Annotated in this window: 20 protein-coding genes and 1 pseudogene; 4 read left to right on the forward strand and 17 right to left on the reverse strand. The window is 71.0% G+C overall.

The features are described from left to right. From VJN29_RS12515 to VJN29_RS12530, 4 genes and pseudogenes are all read right to left on the reverse strand, one after another. A pseudogene (locus tag VJN29_RS12515) lies at positions 1-729 on the reverse strand (thiol reductant ABC exporter subunit CydC); the annotation flags it as partial. After that, positions 726-2393: a thiol reductant ABC exporter subunit CydD gene (cydD, locus tag VJN29_RS12520; RefSeq protein WP_324143986.1), complete on the reverse strand. Its 1668-nt coding sequence runs from the start codon at positions 2391-2393 to the stop codon at positions 726-728. The pseudogene VJN29_RS12515 and the gene cydD, both read right to left, overlap by 4 nt. A 7-nt stretch (positions 2394-2400) precedes the next feature. Then, complete coding sequence (cydB, locus tag VJN29_RS12525) at positions 2401-3465, reverse strand: cytochrome d ubiquinol oxidase subunit II (protein ID WP_324143963.1); 1065 nt, start codon at positions 3463-3465, stop codon at positions 2401-2403. Between the two features lie 14 nt (positions 3466-3479). Then, the gene (locus VJN29_RS12530; protein ID WP_324143964.1) at positions 3480-4955 is read right to left on the reverse strand and encodes a cytochrome ubiquinol oxidase subunit I; all 1476 of its coding nucleotides are present in this window, start codon (positions 4953-4955) and stop codon (positions 3480-3482) included. 185 nt (positions 4956-5140) lie between these two features. Between VJN29_RS12530 and VJN29_RS12535 the strand changes: the two genes are divergently transcribed. Continuing rightward, positions 5141-5536, forward strand: coding sequence for a GntR family transcriptional regulator (locus VJN29_RS12535; protein ID WP_324143965.1), 396 nt, complete (start codon positions 5141-5143; stop codon positions 5534-5536). A gap of 225 nt (positions 5537-5761) precedes the next feature. Next, positions 5762-6790: a quinone-dependent dihydroorotate dehydrogenase gene (locus tag VJN29_RS12540; protein ID WP_414654357.1), complete on the forward strand. Its 1029-nt coding sequence runs from the start codon at positions 5762-5764 to the stop codon at positions 6788-6790. Here VJN29_RS12540 and VJN29_RS12545 read toward each other — a convergent pair. The 5 genes from VJN29_RS12545 to VJN29_RS12565 form a co-directional block, all read right to left on the reverse strand. After that, positions 6765-7331: a hypothetical protein gene (locus tag VJN29_RS12545; RefSeq protein WP_324143967.1), complete on the reverse strand. Its 567-nt coding sequence runs from the start codon at positions 7329-7331 to the stop codon at positions 6765-6767. The genes VJN29_RS12540 and VJN29_RS12545 overlap by 26 nt on opposite strands. 123 nt (positions 7332-7454) lie before the next feature. Further along, complete coding sequence (paaK, locus tag VJN29_RS12550) at positions 7455-8768, reverse strand: phenylacetate--CoA ligase PaaK (protein WP_324143968.1); 1314 nt, start codon at positions 8766-8768, stop codon at positions 7455-7457. Positions 8769-8790: 22 nt separating this feature from the next. Further along, the gene (locus tag VJN29_RS12555; RefSeq protein ID WP_414654358.1) at positions 8791-9681 is read right to left on the reverse strand and encodes an amino acid ABC transporter ATP-binding protein; all 891 of its coding nucleotides are present in this window, start codon (positions 9679-9681) and stop codon (positions 8791-8793) included. Beyond that, positions 9681-10640, reverse strand: coding sequence for an amino acid ABC transporter permease (locus tag VJN29_RS12560; RefSeq protein WP_324143969.1), 960 nt, complete (start codon positions 10638-10640; stop codon positions 9681-9683). The genes VJN29_RS12555 and VJN29_RS12560 overlap by 1 nt, the downstream gene beginning before the upstream one ends. Further along, positions 10637-11545 (reverse strand): ABC transporter substrate-binding protein, encoded by a 909-nt coding sequence (locus VJN29_RS12565; RefSeq protein ID WP_324143970.1) that lies wholly within the window; start codon positions 11543-11545, stop codon positions 10637-10639. Before VJN29_RS12565 ends, VJN29_RS12560 begins: the two co-directional genes overlap by 4 nt. Positions 11546-11891: 346 nt before the next feature. Between VJN29_RS12565 and VJN29_RS12570 the strand changes: the two genes are divergently transcribed. Then, on the forward strand, positions 11892-13400 hold the full coding sequence (locus VJN29_RS12570; protein WP_324143971.1) for a DEAD/DEAH box helicase: 1509 nt from the start codon (positions 11892-11894) through the stop codon (positions 13398-13400). Positions 13401-13606: 206 nt separating this feature from the next. On the opposite strand, the gene VJN29_RS12575 is transcribed toward VJN29_RS12570, so the two are convergent. Further along, positions 13607-14476 carry an RDD family protein gene (locus VJN29_RS12575; RefSeq protein ID WP_324143972.1) on the reverse strand — a complete coding sequence of 290 codons (870 nt, stop codon included), beginning with the start codon at positions 14474-14476 and terminating at the stop codon, positions 13607-13609. A gap of 57 nt (positions 14477-14533) precedes the next feature. On the opposite strand from VJN29_RS12575, the gene VJN29_RS12580 reads away from it, so the two are divergent. Continuing rightward, positions 14534-15529: a stage II sporulation protein M gene (locus tag VJN29_RS12580; RefSeq protein WP_324143973.1), complete on the forward strand. Its 996-nt coding sequence runs from the start codon at positions 14534-14536 to the stop codon at positions 15527-15529. An 81-nt stretch (positions 15530-15610) separates the two neighbouring features. Here VJN29_RS12580 and VJN29_RS12585 read toward each other — a convergent pair whose 3' ends face one another. The 7 genes from VJN29_RS12585 to VJN29_RS12615 all read right to left on the reverse strand — a co-directional run bounded on the left by VJN29_RS12585 (position 15611) and on the right by VJN29_RS12615 (position 22620). Beyond that, the gene (locus VJN29_RS12585; RefSeq protein ID WP_324143974.1) at positions 15611-16906 is read right to left on the reverse strand and encodes a DUF58 domain-containing protein; all 1296 of its coding nucleotides are present in this window, start codon (positions 16904-16906) and stop codon (positions 15611-15613) included. A gap of 25 nt (positions 16907-16931) precedes the next feature. Next, positions 16932-17957: a MoxR family ATPase gene (locus tag VJN29_RS12590; protein ID WP_324143975.1), complete on the reverse strand. Its 1026-nt coding sequence runs from the start codon at positions 17955-17957 to the stop codon at positions 16932-16934. Beyond that, positions 17954-19174, reverse strand: coding sequence for a DUF4350 domain-containing protein (locus tag VJN29_RS12595; protein WP_324143976.1), 1221 nt, complete (start codon positions 19172-19174; stop codon positions 17954-17956). The genes VJN29_RS12590 and VJN29_RS12595 overlap by 4 nt, the downstream gene beginning before the upstream one ends. Then, on the reverse strand, positions 19171-19845 hold the full coding sequence (locus VJN29_RS12600) for a DUF4129 domain-containing protein (protein WP_324143977.1): 675 nt from the start codon (positions 19843-19845) through the stop codon (positions 19171-19173). The genes VJN29_RS12595 and VJN29_RS12600 overlap by 4 nt, the downstream gene beginning before the upstream one ends. Beyond that, complete coding sequence (locus VJN29_RS12605) at positions 19842-20921, reverse strand: hypothetical protein (protein WP_324143978.1); 1080 nt, start codon at positions 20919-20921, stop codon at positions 19842-19844. Before VJN29_RS12605 ends, VJN29_RS12600 begins: the two co-directional genes overlap by 4 nt. Before the next feature lie 65 nt (positions 20922-20986). Beyond that, entirely contained in the window at positions 20987-21448 is a 462-nt protein-coding gene (gene paaI, locus VJN29_RS12610; RefSeq protein ID WP_324143979.1) for a hydroxyphenylacetyl-CoA thioesterase PaaI, read from the reverse strand. Further along, entirely contained in the window at positions 21445-22620 is a 1176-nt protein-coding gene (locus VJN29_RS12615; protein WP_324143980.1) for a 3-hydroxyacyl-CoA dehydrogenase NAD-binding domain-containing protein, read from the reverse strand. Before VJN29_RS12615 ends, paaI begins: the two co-directional genes overlap by 4 nt. Positions 22621-22671: the final 51 nt, after the last annotated feature.

Genomic DNA, 22671 nt, shown 5'->3' on the forward strand with positions numbered 1-22671 from the left:
CAGCGCGCGACCGAGCACGCCGACCCGCGTTGCCCGCGCCAGCCCGTGGTGCGCCTCGTCGAGCCAGCGCGTCGCCGACCCCCAGCCGCCGATGGCCCGCAGCTCGTCCGCCTGCGACGTCACGAGCTCGCTGACGCGCACCACCTCGGCGCGCGCGGCGACGAGCCGTCCCAGCCCACGGGCCTCGAGCCGGTACGCGACCGCGCTGACGATGGCGACGGCCAGGCACACGAGGGCGATGACCAGCCCGATCATCGGGGCGATCCAGGTGGCGAAGCCCACCGCGATGGCCCCCGCAATGGCACTGGACACGACGGGGACCGTCACCCGGACCTGCGCCTCGACCTCGTCGGTGATGTCATGCACGACAGCCGTGAGGACGTCGGCGCGGCGCCTGCGCCCCAGCCGGGCGGGGGTGAGCGGGATGAGGGCCTCGTATGCCGCTGACCTCCGGGCGGCGAGCGTCGCCAGGGACGCGTCGTGGCTGACGAGGCGCTCCCAGTAGCGGAACACCGGCCGGGCGATGCCGAACGCCCGCACGGCGACGATCGCCGTCAGGAGGGTGAGGATGACGGGCTGCTCGGCGGCGCGCGCGATGAGCCATCCGGACGTCGCCGTGAGGGCGATGCCCGAGGCGGTCGCGAGGCCACCGAGCAGGCCCGCCAGGGCGATGCGGCGTCGTTGGTCGCGTGCCGGGTCGAGGCGCACCCGGCTGGGGGCGGTCGTCATCGGGCCACCTCCACCGGGTCGTGGTTCGGCGCGTCCTGGCCAGCAAGGGCCGCAGGGCCGTCGGCTGGGAGGCCGCCGGCCAGGCGGGGCGCGCACAGGTGCAGGTGCTCGTCCGCTACGGACACGAGCTCGGGTCGGTGGGTCACGGCGATGACGATCCGATGCTCGGCGAGCCGCACGATCAGCTGGTTGGTCAGGTCGGCCACCTCGGGATCGAGATGGGCGGTCGCCTCGTCGAGCAGCAGCAGCGGCTCGGTCGCCAGCCAGGCGCGCGCGAGCGCCAGCCGCTGCCGCTGCCCTGCGGACAGACCGAAACCGTCGTCCCCGATACGGGTCGAGAGCCCGTCGGGGAGCGCGGCGACCACCTCGTCGAGAGCGACTGCTCGGAGGGCCGTCCAGAGCTGTTGGTCGGTGATGGAGCCGCTGACGGGGTCATGGCCCAGTGCCAGGTTGGTCCTGATGGAGCCCGCAGCAAGGAACGGGCGCTGCGTCACATAGTGCGAGGGAGGTGCCGTGACGGTGCCCGAGGTCGGGGCCCTCAGGCCCGCGATGAGGTCGAGCAGGGTGGACTTGCCGGCCCCCGACGGTCCGGTCACCACGGTCAGGCCAGTCCCGGCCACGAGGTCGAGGTCACGGATGACGGGAGCGAGCTCAGCGGCATACGAATAGGTGACGTCACGCAGCTCCACCGTCGTGGAGGTCCCGTTGGCAGCGGAGGAGGCGGGGGCGGGTGCCTCGAGGTGGCGTAGGACGTCCTCGAGAGCGGTGGCGCCGTCGGCGGCAGCGTGGAACTCCTGCCCGACGCGCCGGATCGGCCAGTAGGCCTCGGGGGCGAGCAGGATGGCGATGAGGGCGGCGCCCAGGTCCATCGACCCGAAGGAGAGCCGCAGGCCGACGGTCACCGCGACGATGGCAACGCTGATCGTGGCGAGCAGCTCCAGGGCCGCCGAGCTGAGGAAGGCGATGCGGAGCGTCTCCATGGTCGCCCGACGGTGGCGCTCGCTGACCTCGCGGACGACCTCGACCTGGCGGCGCGCGCGCCCGAAGTTGACCAGGGTGGGCAGTCCGCGCACGACGTCGAGGAAGTGGCCGGCCAGGCGGGCGAGCGCGGCCCAGCGGCGCTGCGTCGAGTCGGCCGTCGCGCGCCCGATGAGCGCGGCGAAGACGGGAAGCAGCGGCACGGTCAGCACGACGATGAGGGCGCTCGGCCAGTCGACGATGGCCAGGGTCACGATGGCCATGACCGGCACGACCGCTGCAGTCACGAGCGTCGGGAGGTACCGGGCGGCATACGGCTCAATGGCGTTCGTGCCGGCCGTGGCCAGGGAGATGGCCGCTGACCGCTCGGGGCGGGCGCCGGAACCGTCCGAGCCCCAGACCCGGACCAGCGTCGTCCGGAGGGCCGTGGACACGCTGACCCCCGCCCAGGCCGCAACGACCTCAGTCGCCCAGGCGAGGATCGCCCGGGCGACGAAGAGGGCAGCCAGCCACGCCGCCGGTGGGCCGAGCGGGCGATCGTCCACGACCGCCACGACGAGGCCCGTGAGGGCGAACGCCGTGGCGATCGTGGCGACGCCGGCCGCGACGCCCATGGCAGCGAGCGCGGCCACCGGCCTCCGCGCCTGTGGCACGGCGCGGAGGAGGCGAGGGTCGAACGGCTGCATCAAGGCGTCACCCAACTCTCGCCAGCGGCTGGTCCGGCTGGACCTCGTCGGGAATGTGCTTGGTGGTCAAGCGCTTCCGGAAGGCCCAGTACGTCCAGCCCTGGTAGAGCAGCACGAGAGGCGTGAAGATGAGGGCGACGATCGTCATCACCTTGAGCGTGTACTCCGAGCTCGAGGCGTTCTCGATGGTGAGGTTGAACGCCGGGTCGGTCGAGGACGGCATGACGTTCGGGAAGAGCATGATGAAGTAGGTCGCCACCGAGAGCGCGATCGTGACCGCCGTGCCGAGGAACGCCCAGCCCTCGCGTCCCATCCGGTTGGCCTGGAGCGCGCCGACGAGCGCGACCGCGGCGACGACCGTGGTCAGCCAGGAGGCGGCCTTGCCGTCGCTCAGGCCGAGGAGGAGCAGCAGGACCACCGCGAGGACCGCGGTGACGAGCCCCACCCGCTCTGCGATGCGCCGGGAGTCCGAGCGGATGGGGCCGTCAGTCTTGAGGGCCAGGAAGATCGCACCGTGCGTGACGAACAGGGCCACGAAGGTGAGCCCGCCGAGGACCGGGACCGGCCCGAGCAGGGTGAAGAGGTTGCCCGTGTACTCCATCTCGGCGTCGATCGGGACGCCGCGCACGACGTTGGTCAGGGCGACGCCCCACAGGAACGCCGGCACGAGCGAGCCCCAGAAGATGGCCAGGTCCCAGCGCGACTTCCACTCGGCGCCGTGCCGCTTGTGGCGGTACTCGAAGCCGAGGTTGCGGACGATGAGGGCGACGAGGATGAGCAGCAACGGCAGGTAGAAACCGCTGAACATCGTTGCGTACCAGTGCGGGAACGCGGCGAACGTCGCACCACCGGCCGTCAGCACCCACACCTCGTTGCCGTCCCAGACCGGGCCGATGGTGTTGAGCATGACCCGGCGGCGCTTCTCGGCAGCCTCGGCCGCCTCGCCGACGACACCCTGCTTGCGGCCGAGGACGGGCAGCAGGATGCCGACGCCGAAGTCGAAGCCCTCGAGGACGAAGTAGCCGGTCCAGAGGACGCCGAGGACGATGAACCAGAAGGTTGCGAGATCCATGGTGGCCAGTCCTTTCAGTAGGCGAAGACGAGGGGTGCGTCCTCGTCCCGCTCACTCGGTTCCTGCGGCTGCTCGAACGGGTCGGCCCCGCGCCGGACGTAGTGGAGGAAGAGCTTGATCTCGACGACGGCCAGCGCTCCGTAGAGCAGCGTGAAGACGGCCATCGACGTGATGACCTCGCCCATGGAGACCCCGGGGGAGACGCCCGCTGACGTGGTCATGAGGCCGAAGACGATCCACGGCTGGCGGCCGACCTCGGTGAAGATCCAGCCGAACGAGTTGCCGAGGACGGGCAGGAGCGGCGCAGCGACGGCGGCCCAGAAGAGCCAGCGGTGTGTCGGCGTGCGGCCGTGCCGGGTGAGCCAGAGCACGACGAGGGCGATCGCCGCCGCGGCGATGCCGACCCCGATCATGAGGCGGAAGGTCCAGTACGTGGTCGGGATGTTGGGCACGTAGTTCGTCGCGACGTCCGCGACGAGTGGGTTGCCGGTGGCGCCGTAGGCCTGGGCGTACTGCTCCTTGAGCTCGACGATGCCCTGGACCGCGCCGTTGAAGTCGCCCGTCGCGAGGAAGCTGAGCAGGCCGGGGATCTCGATGAGCGCGTTGGCGTGCTGTCCGTCGAGCGAGCCGACCGTCAGCACGGAGAAGGGGGCGCCCTCACCGGCAGGCACCGACTCGTAGAGCGCCTCGGCGGCAGCCATCTTCATCGGCTGGACCTCGGTCATGATCTTGCCCTGGATGTCACCGGTGATGGCGACGCCGAGTCCGGCGACGAGGGTGACCGCGGCCCCGATTCGCGCGGCCTTGCGGTACATCGGGACGTCCGCCACGGCCTCCGGCTCGAGCGCCCGGCTGCGCAGTGCCTCGCGACGCATGAGATGCAGGGCGACGCCCATGACGACGGCTCCGCCGACCATGTAGGCGGCGAGGATGACGTGGGGGAAGGTGATCAGCTGGACCTTGTTGGTCAGGACCGCAAGGAAGTCGGTCAGCTCCGCGCGGCCGGTGACCTGGTTGTACGTGTAGCCGACCGGGTGCTGCATGAAGGAGTTGGCCGAGAGGATGAAGTAGGCAGACAGGACGGTGCCGATGTGGACGATCCCCATCGTCGCCGCGTGGAGCTTCTCCGGGATCCGCCCCCACCCGAAGATCCACAGGCCGAGGAAGACCGACTCGAGGAAGAAGGCGAGGAGTGCCTCGACGGCGAGCGGGGCGCCGAAGATGTCACCGACGAAGCGGGAGTAGTCCGACCAGTTCATCCCGAACTGGAACTCCTGGACGATGCCGGTCACGAGGCCGAGGGCGAAGTTGATGGTGAAGAGGCGGCCGAAGAACTTGGTCAGACGGAACCACTCCGGCTTCCGCGTCCGCACCCACTGGACGTGGAAGACGGCGACGATGCCCGACAGGCCGATGGTGATCGGCACGAACAGGAAGTGGTACACGGTCGTGATGGCGAACTGCCATCTCGCAAGGTCTGTGGCATCCATGGAGGCTCCCGGCGGGCAGGCGGCGGACTACATGACGTAGTAGATACTACGCCCTGTAGTAACTCCGTATGCCGCTGGGTTCGCTGCTGAGGAACGTGACCTTCCGCTCCTTCCGCCTTGACGAGCCTGTGCCGCAATGGCTTGATGCATTGAGACAAGCTGAGGCGGTGAGGAGTGAGCCATTGATGGACGACCTTCGGCTCACGGTCGACCCGACGTCCGCCGAGCCGCCCTTCGTGCAGGTTCGAGCCCAGCTCGCGGGCCTGATCGCCTCAGGTCGGCTGCTGCCCGGCGACCGGCTGCCGACCGTCCGTGCCTTGGCGGCAGATCTCGGGCTGGCCGTCAACACCGTCGCGCGCGCCTACAAGGAGCTGGAGGCGTCCGGACTCGTCGAGACCCGCCGTCGAGCGGGGACGGTCGTGGCCTCCGGCGAGCACACCGCCGACGTCGCGGTGGCCGCCCTGGCAGCCAAGTACGCCCTGGCTGTCCGCGATGCTGGCGTGGACGAGGCTGAGGCGCTCGACCTGATCAGGTCCGCCCTGCGCGCCACCGGTTCCGGCGGCGCCCCACTGATCGAGTGAACAACTTTCGGCCTCGCGGCGAAGCCGCTCATCCGAAAGTTGTTCACTCGATCAGAGGCGGGGTTTGCGCCGGGTGCGTCCCCCTCGGCCTGAGCACGTGCACCGCTCGGCCCAGACGGGCCATGCCGTGCAGCACCGTGTGAGCGAGGTGCGGCGCGCGGCGGGGCGAGCCCGCCTACCGATTCGCGGGTGAGGTGCGTGAGGGGCGGCGGGGCGGGTGGGAGCATGGGCGCCGTGATCTACGAGCGCGTCGTCCGGCCGGCACTGTTCCGTCTCGGGGGCGGCGACGCGGAGACCGCGCACCACACGACGATCGCGGCGCTCAGCCGGCTGGCGCGGGTGCCACCGGCCGTCGCCGCGCTTCGCCGCTGGAACGGCGTGGACGATTCGAGAACGGTCTTCGGCGTGCGGTTCCCGAGCGCCGTCGGCCTCGCTGCCGGCATGGACAAGGACGGGGCCGCGCTCAGGGCGTGGCCCGCCCTGGGCTTCGGGTTCGTCGAGGTCGGGACCGTGACCCGGCATGCGCAGCCGGGGAACCCCCGGCCGCGGCTGTTCCGGCTCAGGGCCAGCGGCGCCATCATCAACCGGATGGGCTTCAACAACGAGGGGGCCGACGCCCTTGCCGCGCGTCTCGCAGCGCTGGGACCCATCGGTGTGCCGCTCGGCATCAGCATCGGCAAGTCGAAGGTGACGCCGGTCGAGGAGGCCGTGGGCGACTACGTCCACTCGATGCGAGCGCTGCGCCGGTTCGCGGACTACGTCGCGATCAACGTCAGCTCGCCCAACACGCCGGGGTTGCGCGGCCTGCAGGACCGCGTGGTGCTCGACGAGCTCGTGGCAGCGCTCCAGGCCGAGGCCGGCGGGACCCCGCTGCTCGTCAAGATCGCGCCCGACCTGACCCTCGAGGCGATCACCGAGGTGCTCCAGGTCTGCGCCGACCATGCGGTCGCCGGCCTCATCGCGACGAACACGACGACCTCCCGCGACGGGCTCTCGCTCCGCGATGCGGGCCTCGCTGCGGAGGCCGGCGGGCTGTCCGGGCGGCCGCTCACCGAGCGGGCGCGCGAGGTCGCCGCATTCATCCACCGCGAGGCCACGGACCTTCCCATCATCGGCGTCGGCGGGATCTCGACCGTCGATGACGCCAGGCGGATGCTGGACGCGGGAGCGTCGCTCCTTCAGCTCTACACCGGCTTCATCTACGGCGGCCCGCCCCTCGTCCGCGCCATCAACCGCGCAGTCGCGGCCCCGTGACCCCGACCCCGGAGGCGAGAGCCGAGCCAGTCGCGTCGTCCCGGGGCAGCCGCCCTCGAGGTGAGCGACGGCTGTCTCGCCGGGTCCACACGACGCCGACGATGACGACTGCGAGGCCGCCGGCAACGATCCAGTTGAGGTGGGTGAGGTCGTCGAACAGGTCGGCGGCCTGCACCGCCCGGGTCGGCTCCGGATCTGATGGGTCGCCATCGTCGGCCACCATCGACATCCCGAACAGCGCGAGCACGCCCGCCGGCAGGCAGAAAAGAGCCAGCCCCCAGCGTGACCCCGCCATCCAGCCTGCCAGCGCGAGGAGGACGCACGGCACGACGGCGGTCAGCGCTGCCATCCCGCCCTGGATGTAGTCGTCCCGCGACGGCTGGTCCCCGAAGAAGGGCGCGACGCTGATCATTGCCCCGTACAGGTTCCACGCGGCGAGCAGGTAGGCGCAGACGACGACGAGGAGCGTCACTGGCCACGCCGGTTTCGATGGATCCTGCGGCGGGATCTCGACAGGTCGGTCGGGGGTGAAGTCGGGCACGAGCACGAGTCTTCGCGCACCGCGCTGCCGATGCCTGAGCGTCGGCACTCAGGTCTGGGCAGGGCAGGGAACGGGAGGGGTGGGACCGGGCGTGGGCAGGCGGCAAGCTCAGCGGCATACGCCCTATGACTTGGGGCGCTCGTCCACGATCCGGCGGGCCTTGCCCACGGACCGCTCGATCGAGCCGGGCGCACGCACCTCGACGCGGCACGTCGTGCCGATGTTCGTCTTGATCTCGTGCTGCAGGCGACGTGCGATCGCCTCCGCATCGGCGGGAGACAGCGCCTCGATCGGTTCGACGAGCACGGTCAGCTCGACCATGCGACCAGGCTGCGTCAGCACGCACTGGAAGTACGGCGACAGGCGGCGGTCCGCCAGCACGAACTCCTCGATCTGCGTGGGGAAGACGTTGACCCCGCGGACGATCATCATGTCGTCGGAGCGGCCGGTGATCTTCTCCATCCGCCGCATCGACGGGACAGCGGTGCCGGGCAGCAGCCGCGTCAGGTCGCGGGTGCGGTAGCGGATGACCGGCTGGGCCTGCTTGGTGAGGCAGGTGAGGACCAGCTCGCCGAGCTCGCCGTCGGGCAGCACCTCCTCGGTGACGGGGTCGATGATCTCCGGGTAGAAGTGGTCCTCCCAGAGGTGCAGGCCGTCCTTCGTCGTGGCCGCTTCCTGCGCGACGCCGGGGCCCATGACCTCGGACAGGCCATAGATGTCGACCGCGTCCATGCCGGTGCGCTGCTCGATCTCCCGGCGCATCGACTCGGTCCACGGCTCGGCGCCGAAGATCCCGACGCGCAGGCTCGTCGAACGCGGGTCGGTGCCCTCGGCCTCCATCTGGTCGATGAGCGACAGGAAGTAGCTCGGCGTCACCATGATGACCGTCGCGCCGAAGTCGCGGATCAGCTGGACCTGGCGCTCGGTCATGCCGCCGCTGACCGGGACGACCGTGGCGCCGAGCCGCTCCGCGCCGTAGTGCGCCCCCAGGCCGCCCGTGAACAGGCCGTAGCCGTAGGCGACGTGGATGACGTCGCCCGGCCCACCGCCGGCGAAGCGGATGGAGCGGGCCATGAGGTCGGCCCACGTGTCGACGTCCTGCCTCGTGTAGCCGACCACCGTTGGCCGCCCCGTCGTGCCCGAGCTCGCGTGGATCCGGACCACCTCGGTGCGCGGCACGGCGAACATCCCGAACGGGTAGTTGTCGCGAAGATCCGCCTTGGTCAGGAACGGCAGCTTGGAGAGGTCCTCGAGTGACTGGATCTCCTCGGGGGTCACGCCCGCCGCGTCGAAGGCCGCCTTGTAGTGCGGGACTCTGGCGTATGCCGCTGAGACCCTCTCGCGCAGCCGCTCGGTCTGGAGGTGGCGCAGTTCGTCGAGCGACAGGGTGGGGATCTCGTGGTCCGGGAGGGTGGGTGCCGGTGACTCCGTTGTCATGGGCCCATTCAACCGCGCCAGCTCAGGCCCCGGCTCGCTCGGCTTCCTCCGCTTGCTCGGCCAGGGCCTCCTGAGCCGCCCGGCTCGCATCGTCCTGCTCCTGGCGCATCCGGCGCAGGAAGGTCCGGGTCCGCTCCTGCTGGGGGTTGTCGATGCACCGCTTCGGCGTCCCCTCCTCGACCACGACGCCGGCGTCCATGAAGACGACGTGGTCCGCGACCTCACGGGCAAAGCCCATTTCGTGGGTCACCACGATCATCGTCATCCCGGCCTCCGCGAGGTCGCGCATGACGCTGAGGACGTCGCCGACGAGCTCGGGGTCGAGCGCCGAGGTCGGCTCGTCGAAGAGCATGAGCTTCGGGTCCATCGCCAGGGCTCGCGCGATGGCGACCCGCTGCTGCTGGCCGCCGGAGAGGGCACCGGGATAGGCGTTCGGCTTGTCGGCCAGCCCGACCTGGGCGAGGAGCTCGTGCGCGCGGACCCTGGACTCCTTCCTGGAGACGCCCTTGACCTGCATCGGGGCCTCGATGATGTTCTCGAGGGCCGTCATGTGCGGGAAGAGGTTGAAGCGTTGGAACACCATTCCGATGCCGCGCCGCTGCATCGCGACTTGTGCGTCGGTGAGGTGGTGCAGGACGCCCTTGTCGTCCTCGCGGAAGCCGATCAGGTCGCCGTCGACCCAGATCCGGCCGCCGTCGATCGTCTCGAGCTGGTTGATGCAGCGCAGGAAGGTCGTCTTGCCGGACCCCGAGGGGCCGAGGAGGACGACCACCTGGCCACGGTGGACGTCCATGTCGATGCCCTTGAGCACCTCGTTGCCGTGGAAGGCCTTCATGACGTTGACGGCGTGGACGAGCGGCTGCTCGCGCACGTCGCCGGCCGTGTCACGCCGCGGCTCGGGGATGGTCGTCATCAGGCACCTCCTGCGCCGGCCGGGCGGTTGACGGCACGGGGCTTGGGCTTGCTGCGCCTGGACTCGCCGAAGCCCCGGCTGAAGCGTTTCTCGAGGAAGTGCTGGCCGACCATGAGGACCGAGCCCACGATGAGGTACCACGCGGTGACCGCGACGAACGCGGGCATGATGAGCAGCGTCCGGTTGCCGATCGCACTCGTCTGGTAGAAGAGCTCGGTGATGACGGGGATCGCCGAGAGCAGGGACGTGTCCTTGACCATCGCGATCGTCTCGTTGCCCGTCGGCGGGACGATGACCCGCATCGCTTGCGGCAGGACGATCCGGCGCATGGTCTTGCCCCGGTCCATGCCCAGCGCTGCGGCCGCCTCCTCCTGGCCCTTGTCGACCGAGAGGATGCCGGCCCGGGCGATCTCGGCCATGTAGGCCGCCTCGGAGAGGCCGAGGCCCACGATGCCCGCGAGCAGCGTGCTCGAGAACTGGTGGACGTTGAGGGTGAAGAAGGTGAAGTCGCTCGACAGCCCGAGCCAGCCGGCGATCTGCTGCCCGAAGGGCACGCCGAAGTCGACTTGGCTGTAGAGGAAGCCGATCCCGCTGCCGATCATGGCGAGAAGGACGAGGCGGGGGATGCCGCGGAAGAACCAGGTGTAGACGAAGGAGACACCCCGGAGGATGGGGTTGTGGGAGAGGCGGAGGATGGCGATGAGGACGCCGCCGAAGATGCCGATCACCATGCCGCCGACGGTGCCGAGGATCGTGCCCTTGATCAGGCCCTCGATCACCGGCGTCTGCTGCATGATCTCGAAGGCATCGGCGAAGCCCCAGCGCTCGTTCGTCAGGAACGAGTTGACCAGCATCGCGATGAGCACGAGGATCACCGCGAGGGCGACCCACCTCCCGGGGTGCGGAACGGGCCGGGCGTGGATGACGCCCGGCCGCTCCGTGGAGTCCTTCGTCGTCACGGGTTGACGGCGAAGTCGTCAATAGCCCCTGCCTCGACCGAGTACTCCTTCAGCGCCGCATCGTAGGAGCCGTCGGCCTTCGCCGCCTCGAGGGCATCGACGAGGAGCTCGGCGAACTCGGTCTGGTCCTTCGGGACGACGTAACCGTAGGGCGCCGAGTCGTAGATGTCGCCGAGCGCCTCGAGCTGGCCCTTCGTCTGCTGGATGGCGTAGAGGCCGACGGGCGAGTCCGCGAGCATCGCGTCCGCCTTGCCGCTGACGACGTCCGCCGTCACCTGGTCCTGCCCCTCCTGGACGACCATGGTGATCGCGGGCTTGCCGCCGTCGGTGCAGGCCTTGCTCCGGGCCGTGAGGTCGTCGAGCTGGACCGTGCCCTTCTGCACGCCGATGTTCTTGCCGCAGGCGTCCTCGATGTCGACGCCCTTGGGGTTGCCCTTGGCGGTGATCCACTGGGTGCCGGCGCTGTAGTAGCTGACCATGTTGACCTGCTTCTTGCGCTCATCGTTGATCGTGAAGCTCGAGACGCCGATGTCGTACTTGTCGCCGGTCACGCCGAGGATGATCGAGTCGAAGCCGGCGGGCTGCCACTCGGTCTCGAGGCCGAGCTTGGCGGCGACGGCGTTGAAGAGGTCCACATCGAAGCCGATGACCGTCTTGCCGTCGGTGTCCAGCATCTCGTTGGGGGCATAGGTCGGGTCCGTGCCGATGACGATCTTGCCAGCCGACTTGATCTCATCGGGGACCCTGGCGGCGAGGGCGGGGTCGGCGCCGCCTCCGGCAGCGGACGTTCCCGCGGGGCTGGACCCGCCTGGAGTGGTGGGTGACATCGAGTCGGAGCCGCAGGCTGACAGGGTCAGGCCGACGGCGACCATGCCGGTAACGGCAAGGAGGGGCATGCGACGCATGGGGGATGGGTCCTTCCGGTTCGGACGAGGATGTCCGTGGTGCTGTCTGAGAACGCCGATACTGCCACTTTCGGGCGACGGTGCCCATCGGCGCAACCGAACCGTTGTCTTCGACCTGAGACGGGCGTGGCCCTCGGGGCGGCGACCCCGATGCGGAGGAATGCCCTCGGGTCCGCTACGGTTGACGTCAACGGCCCGCCCAGTTCTGCCTCGGGCCGCTTCTTCTTGGCGGGACCCATCGCTCCCGCCCCAGTCGATTCGCTCTTGCGCCGCGACCTGCCGCCCACCGTCGAGTGGCCGTCGCGCCGGGCAGAACGACCCTTTCGACCCTCTGGAGTACTCACCTGTGTCAACGGACACGACCTTCGCCGCGCTCGGCGTGCCCACGTCCCTCACCGCCGTCCTCGAGGACCGCGGGATCACCACCCCCACCCCGATCCAGGCCGCGACCCTGCCCGACTCGTTGGCCGGTCGTGACGTCCTCGGCCGCGGCCGGACCGGATCCGGCAAGACCTACGCGTTCCTGCTGCCCCTCGTCGCCCGGCTCGTGGCGGCGCCCAACCGCCGTCGCCCGGGCCGCCCCCGCGCCCTGATCCTGGCCCCGACGCGCGAGCTCGCCACGCAGATCGACACCGCCCTCGCACCCCTCGCGAAGGTGGCGGGCCTGACGAGCCAGACGATCTTCGGTGGGGTCGGCCAGAACCCGCAGGTCCAGGGCCTGCGTCGTGGCGTCGACGTCATCGTCGCCTGCCCGGGCCGGCTCGAGGACCTCATGGGTCAGGGTCATGTCTCCCTCGACGCCATCGAGGTCACCATCATCGACGAGGCGGACCACATGGCCGACCTCGGGTTCCTACCCGGCGTCCGCCGCATCATGGACCGCACGCCGCGTCAAGGCCAGCGACTGCTGTTCTCGGCGACGCTCGACGGCGCGATCAACGTCCTCGTCAAGCGATTCCTCACGAATCCCATGACGCACGAGGCGGACTCGGTCCAGTCGCCGGTCGCGAAGATGTCCCACCACGTGCTCCACGTGGACGGCGATGCCCACCTGCCCGTCCTGCTGGACCTCACCGCCGCACCCGGTCGCACGGTCGTCTTCGCGCGCACGAAGCACCGCGCCAAGAAGTTCACCCGCCAGCTCAACGCCGCCGGGGTCCCCGCGGTCGAGCTGCACGGCAACCTCAGCCAGGGCGCGCGCACGCGCAACATGGCGGACTTCCACAGCGGCCGCGCGCAGACGCTCGTCGCGACCGACATCGCCGCCCGCGGCATCCACGTCGACGACGTCGCCCTCGTCATCCACGCCGACCCGCCGGTCGAGCACAAGGCCTACCTCCACCGGTCCGGACGCACCGCCCGCGCCGGCGCCGAGGGGACCGTCGTCACGATGATGCTCGACGAGCAGGTGCGCGACGTCCGTGACCTCACCCGCAAGGCCGGCATCAAGCCGACGACCACGCGGGTTTCCGTCGGACACCCCCTTCTCGTGGAGCTCGCTCCCGGCGACAGGTCGTATGCCGCTGGGCTCGTTCCCGAGGCCCCAACCTCGAGCGGCAGGCGGGCTTCCGACGCCGGTGCGGCCGGTGCCGGATCACGCCGAGGTCGCGGGCCTGGCAAGGGCGGTGGCCGAGCCAGCGGTCAGGGTCGGGGTCAAGGGAATGGTCAGGGCGGTGGTGGTCAGTCCCGTGGTCAAGGCAGTGGTCAGTCTCGTGGTCAAGGCAGCGGTCAAGGCCCTGGCCGTGGCAAGGCCACCCGGCCCGGATCGTCGACCGTCTACTCGACGAGCTCCTCGGGTGGTGCCGCCGCCTTCTCGGCCGGCTCTCGCGCAGGAAGCCGGCGCGGCCCCCGCTGACGCCGACGACATCGTCGGCCGCACCAATCCCGCATGTGCTGGAAAGGCGCGGTGATCCCAGCCGGATCGCCGCACCAATCCAGCGTGTGGGAGAGGCGCGGTCATCGCTCGGGGAGCCAACACCCCCGCCGAGAGTGGCTGCCAGCTCGGCAAACTTGTCCGCCCACTCGGGCGCATGAGCGACCAGGCTCTCAACCGGGTCCCTGTCAGCCCACGACTTGTCCGGGAGGGTACGGCGGCGCGCCCACAGCGGTGCCGTCGTGCAGTACCGCGTCGCGAAGGGCCTGGTCCCGGCCCAGTCGCTCCAGGTCCCGGCGAAACCTCTCGGCCATGACGGCGCGCAGGATGGACTCCGGGTGGTGGCCGGGGGCTGGCGCCGGCGCCACGAGCGGCAGGACCCGGGCGAGCAGGTGCTGGCCCAGCTCGTACCTCGCCTGTGGGTCGATGAGGTTCGCGCGAGGCAGGAACTGGCGGACCGCCACCGCGACGTCGGGCCCGAGCGGCGCGATGTCGGCAGCGCGGGCCCAGCCCGCCAGCTCCGGCGGGGCGGAGGGCGGGGGCGGCAGCTGGATGCGGCTTCGCTCGGCGATGACGTACGTCCCGGCCGCGAGGTCCCCGAGGCGCTTCGTCCGGGCCGTCACGAGGGCCGAGATGGCCGCGGCGATCCCGGTGAGCAGGTAGATCTCGACCCACCCGACGAGGGCCCGGGTCAGGCCGTGGCGGAAGGAGACCGGCCCGCCGTCGTCACGGACGACCCGCAGACCGGTGATGAGCTTGCCGAGCGTCTTGCCCCGGCTCAGGGTCTCGGACACGGTCGGTACGCCGACGAGGACGCCCACGAAGGACACGAGGATGCCGGTGCGCGACACCGCATCGGACGACTCCTCGGTGAGGGCGCCGGCGACGTTGAAGACGCCGATGAGCAGGCCGATGTGGAAGATGACGTCGATCATCCCGGAGAGGGCCCGCATCCCGAGGCTGGCCACGGGCAGCTCCAGGGCGACCCCCTCACCGGTCACGGTCTCCTCGGGGGCATAGCTGCGCGAGCCCGGTGCCGCAGGGGAGCCAGCCGTCATGGAAGGCAGCGTACGCAGCGAGCGAGCCCAGCGGCATACGGCCTATATCGTGACGGCGTGAACCTCGACGCGCTCGTCGCCGCGCACTCCACGAAATGGAGCCGGCTCGATGCGCTGAGCCGACGGCGTCGTCTGTCGGGGGACGAGGCGGACGAGCTGCTGGAGCTCTACCAGCAGGTGTCGACGCACCTGTCGCTGATCCGCACCGGTGAGGCGGACCCCAGTCTCATCCGCCACCTCTCGACGATCCTCAGCCGCGCCCGGGTCACCCTGGCCGGGCGGGACACCTCGACCTGGGCCGACATCGGGGCGTTCTTCCTGCTGACGTTTCCCGCCGCGCTGTACCGGCTCCGGCGGTGGTGGCTCTGGACCCTGGCCCTCAACGTCGTCGTCGCCTTCCTCGTCGCCTGGTGGACGATCGAGCACCCGGCCCTCTACACGTCGTCGATGACGCGTGAGCAGATCGAGGCGTACGTGGGGACCGACTTCGAGAACTACTACCGCGAGTTCCCCCACCACGAGTTCGCGACGATGGTCTGGGTCAACAACGCGTGGGTCGCGGCGCAGTGCATCGTCTTCGGGGTGCTCGGCCTGCCGGTGCTCTGGGTCCTCTTCCAGAACATCGTCAATGTCGGCATCATCGGTGCCCTCATGGCCAGCCACGACCGGTCGTCCCTCTTCTTCGGGATGATCCTGCCGCACGGACTGCTCGAGCTGACGGCCGTCTTCGTCGCGGGCGGTGCCGGGCTGTGGCTCTTCTGGTCGTGGATCGAGCCGGGCCCGCGACCTCGCGCCGTGGCCTTCGCCGAGGCGGGCCGCACCGTTGTCGGGATCGCCCTGGGGCTGGCTGCGGTGCTGTTGGTCAGCGGTCTGGTCGAGGGCTTCGTGACGCCGTCCGCGCTTCCGACCTGGGCCCGGATCGCGATCGGAGTCGTGGCGGAGGCCGCGTTCTTCGCGTATGTGTTCGTCGTCGGACGCCGGGCCTACCTGAGTGGGGTCACGGGGGACATTTCGCGGGCTGCCGTGGGCGACGCGGCTCCTGTCGTGGGCTGAGGTGCAGGCACGAACCCCCCAACCCGATCGAGTGAACACCTTTTGCGCCCGAAAGGTGTTCACTCGATGGGTGGGGGTGGGTCAGAGGAGGCCCTCGCTCTTGAGCCAGAGGTAGTGGTCGGCGAGGCGGGCCGGCAGCTCGTCCGCCTCGGCATCGATGACGTCCACCCCCATCCGCTCGAGGGCGGCAGCGACGCGTTGCCGCAACGCGACGGTGCGTTCGGCGGCGGCAGCGCCGTAGACATCGGCGGCGGTGTCTCGCGTGGCGAGCATCGACCCCACAGCCGGGTCCGCCACGCTCCCCAGCACGACCCGATGACGGGCGACGAGCGCCGGTATGACGGGGAGCAGCCCCTCCTCGATGGCCGCGGGCTCGAGTGGGGTGAGCAGCACGACGAGCGACCGCTGGTGATGGCGGCTGACGACAGCGGCGGCGAGGGCGGACCAGTCCGCCTCGACGATGGCCGGGTCGATCGGTGCGAGCGCGGAGACGACCTCGGCGAGGGGGTTGGTCCGGTCCGACGACCCGACGACGCGGGCACGGACCCGCTGGTCGCCGGCGATGACGTCGACCCTGTCGTGGGCATGACCCGCGAGAGCCGTCAGGAGCAGGGTCGCGTCCATCGCGGCATCGAGGCGGGGCACGTCTCCGACACGACCGGCGCTCGTGCGCGAGGTGTCGACGACGATGACGATGCGTCGATGCTGCTCCGGCTGCCAGGTGCGCACCACGACGGTCCCGCGGCGAGCCGTCGCACGCCAGTCGATCGACCTGACGTCATCGCCCTCGACGTAGTCGCGCAGGGAGTCGAACTCCGTGCCCTGGCCACGGCGGCGGACCGCGGACCGGCCATCGATCTGGCGCAACCGGGAGAGCTTGCTCGGCAGGTGGCGGCGAGAGTGGAACGGGTGCAGCACCCGGACGGTGCCGGGCACGCTGAAGGAGCGCTGCCGGGCCGCCAGTCCGAGCGGTCCGTTGGCGCGGACCGTGACGAGGTCCGCATGCCGGTCCCCGCGTCGGGTCGGGAGCAGGCGGGTGGGCAGCCGGGTCCGTTCGCCGGACGCCAGGCGGAGGTCGTGTCGGTCATGCTCCGCACCGGCTGACGGCTGCCACGCATCGCGGACCAGTCCGCGGACGACTCGTTTCCCGGGATTCGTGACGACGAGGTCGGTGGTGATCGCCTCGCCGAGGCGCACCACGGGGGCTCCCGACCGCTCGATGACCAGAGCGCGTGGCGAGGGAGCCAGGGCCAGGTCGACCGCGACGGCGAGCGCGACCGCGAGCGTCCAGAGGAGCACCGTGCCGACCGTTGGGCGCCACGCCAGGGCGACCGCGCCCAGGAGCACGGCCAGCGCGGCGCGGCTCGTCACGACCACGGCACGGCTCTGCCGGTCCGTCCGGTCACCGGGGCACCGCGACCGAGCCGAGCGCGCTGTCGAGGACCGCCGCCACGCTGACGCCCTCCAGCTCTGCCTCCGGGCGCAGGGTGAGCCGATGGGCGAGCGTGGCGTGAGCCATCGCCTTGACGTCGTCGGGCGTCACGAACGTCCGACCGTTGAGCCACGCCCACGCCCGGCTCGTCGCGAGGAGTGCGGTCGCACCTCGCGGACTGACGCCGAGCGCCAGCGACGGCGAGCTGCGCGTGGCCCGGGCGATGTCCACGATGTAGCCCGCGATCTCGGGTGAGATGACAACCCGCTGCACCGCTGCCGTCCCAGCCGCGAGGTCGGCCGCTCCCGCAACTGGCGAGACGCCGGCGGCGGCCAGGTCCCGGGGATCGAAGCCCGCGGCGTGGCGCTGCAGGACCTCGACCTCGTCCTCCCGGGAGGGCAGCGGCATCGTCACCTTGAGCAGGAACCGGTCGAGCTGGGCCTCCGGCAGCGGATAGGTGCCCTCGTACTCGACCGGGTTCTGGGTGGCCGCCACGAGGAACGGGCGGGGGAGCGGCCGCGGCACCCCCTCGACGCTGACCTGTCGCTCCTCCATGGCCTCGAGCAACGCTGCCTGGGTCTTCGGCGGCGTCCGGTTGATCTCGTCCGCGAGGAGCAGGTTGGTGAAGACGGGTCCCTCGCGGAAGGTGAAGTCAGTGGTCCGCGGGTCCAGCACCAAGGACCCCGTGACGTCTCCGGGCATGAGGTCCGGGGTGAACTGGACGCGCTTCGTCGTGACGTCAAGCGCCGCCGCGAGGGCGCGGACCAGCAGCGTCTTCGCGACGCCCGGAACGCCCTCGAGCAGGATGTGCCCTCGGGTCAGGAGTGCGACGATCGCGCCGGTGACGGCCGCGTCCTGGCCGACGACGGCCTTGCCCACCTCGGCGCGCACGGCGAGCAGGGCCGCGAGCGCCCCATCTGCTCCGGCTGCTCCGGCTGCTCCGGCTGCTCGGTCGGCTCCGGACGAACCGGTGGTCGTGGTGGTGTTGTCGCTCATGCGCCTCGCACGTTCTCCTCGAGTTGGGCCAGCTGCTCGGCGAGCAGGACCAGGTCTCCGTCGTTCACGGGGGCCGCGCCGTCGAGCAGGGCGCGGATGTCGGTGGGGTCACGATCGGTGGCCCGGGCCACGGCACCGACGACCGCATCGGCAGCGGAGTGCCGCGGCAGGCCCAGCCGAGCCGCCAACCGGCTGCGGGCGCCGCCTCGCAGACTGTCCGCCGCGCGGGCGCGGTCGGAGGCGCGTCGGTACAGACGGCCCCGGGCCTCGGTCGTCTCGACGGCTCGCACCACGACCGGCAATGGCTCGGCGACGATCCGTCCGAGCCGACGTCCCCTGGCCACCGCGAGGACCACGAAGGCGAGGGCGACGAGGACGGCACCGGGGGCGAACCACTCCGGCACCGCCCGGTCCGACGGGAGGGACTCGCCACTGGCGTCCGGGACGTTCAGGTCGGTGACATCGGGCAGGTACCAGATGAGGCGGCTCGTGGCTCCGAGCGCCCGGAGGGCCATCGCCGCGTGGGACGCCTCACTGACCTTGGCATTGATGACGGACTCGGTCGATCCCAGGATGACGGTCTCGGGTCGCTCGCTGCCCGCTGGCAGCACCACGACGGCGGATGCGCCGTCCTCGTCCGCGAAACAGCCCGTGGCCCCGTCTGGCATGGCGGGTCCGTCGCCGTCGATGGAGCTCGTCGACCGGTAGAACGTCGCGGTCGCCTCGATCCGGTCGTCGGGCTCGGCAACGTCCGACGTGCACTGGGCGCCCATCCGGACCGGAGCGCGCGCGGTGGAGGTGAGGGGGATGTCGAGGTCCTCCAGGGCCAGGTCGCCGGGCTCGAGCAGGACCAACCGGCCCGCGGCCCCGGAATGCTGGGCCGTGCGCTGGGCTGCCCCCTCCCCCAAGTACTCGAACGACCCGACGAGCACGCTCGTGCTCGGGTCAACACGGGCCGACTCCAGCTCGGTGATGGAGCGCACCACCTGCACGTCGACACCCTGCTGCCGCAGCACCTGGGCCAGGGCGCGGGAGCCGGACCGCCGGGAGCTGTCGGGATCGGTCACCGTCCCGGCTCCGTCGGACCCGCCGGACAGGAGGGTGAGCAGGGCGAGGGCCACCACGGCCGCGATGGCCAGGACTGCGGCCACCCGCAGCCGCGGCCGACGAGTCCGGGTGACCGGGGCGGGCGAAGTCGGCAGGTGGGTGGTGGTCACGGGCTCACCGGGGCCTGATGGTGGACCTGTTGCAGGAAGGGCCGGGCGGCAGCCAGCCGCGCGTCGAGGTCCCCGACGAACCGCGCCACCGCGACATCGACCCGGGCGTCGCCATAGCGGATCGCGTCGAAGTGGTCAGCAGCCTTCGCGAGCGCTCTGGCCTCGTCCGGGAAGATCGCCGCGAGGGTCACGCTCACCTCGTGCGCGGTGCGGCCCGGGTTGTCGTCGATGATGGCGCGCTCCGCCGCACCGGCGGCGATCGCTCGGAACCAGTCCATCGCCGCGGCCTCCACGTCGCCGGACTCGTAGGCGGCCCGTGCCCGGTCGCGGTAGGCATCGGCGCCGAGGTGCGTCTCGTCGAGCACTGCCCCGTGTCGGCCAGCTCCGCCGACCCCGGGCTCCCGCCGGACCTTGACGAACAGGAGCAGCGCGACGATGAAAGCCGCCACGGCGAGCGCCACGGGCAGGACCCATCCCGGCAGTCCGCCTGCGCCGCGGGACAGCAGGTCCGTGATGAGCTCGGACACCCAGTCGATGACCCGTTGCAGCAGGCTCCGGTCGTCGGCGTACTCAGGCCTGGCGAGCTCGCGCCGCAGCCACGCGCGCGCCTCCTCGGCCGACGGGTCGACGGGCACCGCTGCCACCCAGCCGCGCACGGTCAGCACCGTCACGGGCTCGGCGACGGGTGGAGCTGCTGCATGAGCATGACGTCGAGTCCCTCGCGGCGGATGCGCTGGTCGACGTAGAGGAGGGAGTCCACCCCCGAGACGAACGGCGTGACGAGGACGCCCTGCACGAGCACCGACACCGCCTGGCTGAGCGGCAGCAACCAGATGAGGGTCGACTCGGGAGAGCCGGCAGCGAAGAGCGCGATGAGGCCGATCGGGGTGGCGACGATGGACCCGGCGATCGTGGCCACGATGGAGGTGAGCAGCCGGATCCCGAAGATCCGCCAGAACGGCCTGCCGCGGGTCAGCTGCCAGGAGCGGGCGATCGCACGTCGGGCTCCGGCGCCCTCGAGCACGACCACTGTCACCGCGAAGCCGACCTTCACCCACAGGTAGGTGCCGACCGTCACGGACGCGATGATCGCGACGGCGGTCCCGCCGGCCGCCCACCCGGTGGAGTCCGTGGCCCAGAGCACCACGAGGACCCCGATGAGGGCCACGACAACGGCGACGAACATCGCAATGACGAGGAACGTCGTCGCGACAGCAGTCAGGATCCGTCCGCGGCTCTGCTGCCACGTCTGCGCGAGGGTCACCTTCTGTCCCTGAACGGCGTGTCCGATCACGAGCGCCATGAAGACCGGCAGCAGGATCGAGGCGATCCACATCGCCAGGACCGGGAGGTAGGACGCCACCGTGGCGTTGAGGAACGGATCGGAGGCGATGTCCGGGTCGGCGAGAGGATCGGTCTCGAAGACCAACGCCAGCCCCAGGTCCTGACCGGCGAGCCAGAGGGCCAGCGCGGTTGCCGGAACGAGCACGGCTGCCGTCGTGACCAGCGCCAGGCCGAGCGTGGCGCCGGGGTTGCCCCGGACCGTGGCGAAGACGCCGCTCCAGATCTCGCCGAGCGCGAGGGGTCGGAGCGGGATGATGCCAGGCCGGTACTCGAGCCTGGGCGGTGGGGGCGGTGGGGGCGGCGTCCCATGGCCAGGCCCGTAGCCCGTCCAGGGCCGGTCCTGCGGCCCGTTGCCGTCAGGCGGCATCGGGCCCGGAGCAGCCCAGCCGCGCTGGTCGCTCATCTGTCCTTCCTCCCTCCCGTGCCCGAAATCTACCCCGGGCGACAGCGGGTCCCGCATTGGCTCCGTCAGGGCGTGCGCAGCGACCGGGAACGGCCCCGGAACTCGGCGACGATCTGGTCGTCGGACTCGCGCTTGACCGTCACGTCCGTGATCCCGCTCCGGCCGAACGCGGACCGCAGCGTCGCCTCCGCCACGAGGACGTCGCCGAGGCGGCTCGGGGCCGTGAACGTGATGTCGGCCCCGGATGCGACAGTCACCGATCCACGCGAGTTGCACGCGAGCGCGAACGTCGAGTCGGCCAGCGTGAAGACGAACCCGCCGTGGCAGATGTCGTGCCCGTTGACCATGTCCTCACGGATCGGCATCCGCACGACCGCGTGGTCCTGCTCGATGACGAGCGCCTCCATGCCGAGCCGGCGCGAGGCCTCGTCGTCGGCCCACATCTGCCGGGAGAACGCGACCCCGGCCTCCGGGTCGGCATCGGTGTCACCCGCCCCCGCGGTCCCCGCTCCTGTCGAGTCCGTCATGACACGCTGCCGTCGGTCAGCGCCGGGCTGGGCCGGTACCGTCCCCCCGGGAACGCCCGGTCCAGCTCCGCGATCTGTCCCGCCACCATGTCGAAGCCGATCTCGCGTCCCCACGCGATCGGCCCCTTGGGATACCGCGTCCCCAGCACCATGGCGACGTCGACGTCCTCCGCAGACGCGTCGCCCCGGGCGACGAGGTCGACGGCCTCGTTGACGAGCATGGCCACGGTCCGGGCCAACGGGTCCGTCTCGATCGGGCCCCCCACGAGCTGTTCGGCAAGCCCCAGATCAGGGTCACGACCGACGGGAACGCCGTCAGCGGCATACGGGTAGACCCCCTCGCCCGACTTGCGACCGAGCTTTCCCGACGCGACGAGACGCCGCTGGAACTCGGTGGGCGCATACCGCTCGTCGTGCTCCGTCTGTTCCCAGACCGAGGTCCCGACCGCGAGGTTGACGTCCTGCCCGATGAAGTCGGTCAGCTCGAAGGGGCCCATCGGGAAGCCGCCCTTCTCGCGGAGGATCCAGTCGATCGTCGCCGGGTCGGCCACCCCGGACTCGGCCATCCGCTGCGCCTCGCCGTAGAACGGTCGTGCGACGCGGTTGACGATGAAGCCCGGCGTCGACGCGCAGCGCACCGGGGTCTTGCCCCAGGCCCGCATCAGGTCGAACGCAGCGTCGAGGACCGCGCCGCTCGTCCGCAGGCCATGCACGACCTCGACGAGGGCCATCACCGGCGGCGGGTTGAAGAAGTGCAGACCGAGGACCCGCTCGGGCTGGATGACGGCCTCGGCGATCGCGGAGATGTCGATGCTCGAGGTGTTCGTCGCCAGGAGCGTCGTGGTCGGCTGGCTGGCGCCGAGGTCGCCGAAGACCTTCCGCTTGAGCGCGAGGTCCTCGGGCACCGCCTCGATGACGAGCCCGCACTCGGGCAGGTCGTGGACGGATCCGGCCGGCCGGAGTCGGCCCCGCACGGCGTCGGCCTCGTCGGCGGCGAGCCGGCCCGTGGTCACGAGCCGCTCGAGGTTGCTCGCGAGCCGGTCGACGGCATCCTCGGCGGCTTCGGGGATCGAGTCCACGAGGCTGACCCGGTGGCCTGCGGTGGCCGCCACCTGCGCGATTCCCGCGCCCATCGCTCCGCTGCCGATGACTGCGACGTCGCTCGTCTCCATGGGGACATCCTGCCCCGTCGGCCCACGCCCCCGACACGGCCTAACCTTGGA

The sequence above is a fragment of the Intrasporangium sp. genome (genome assembly GCF_035280925.1).
GTDB lineage: Bacteria > Actinomycetota > Actinomycetes > Actinomycetales > Dermatophilaceae > Intrasporangium.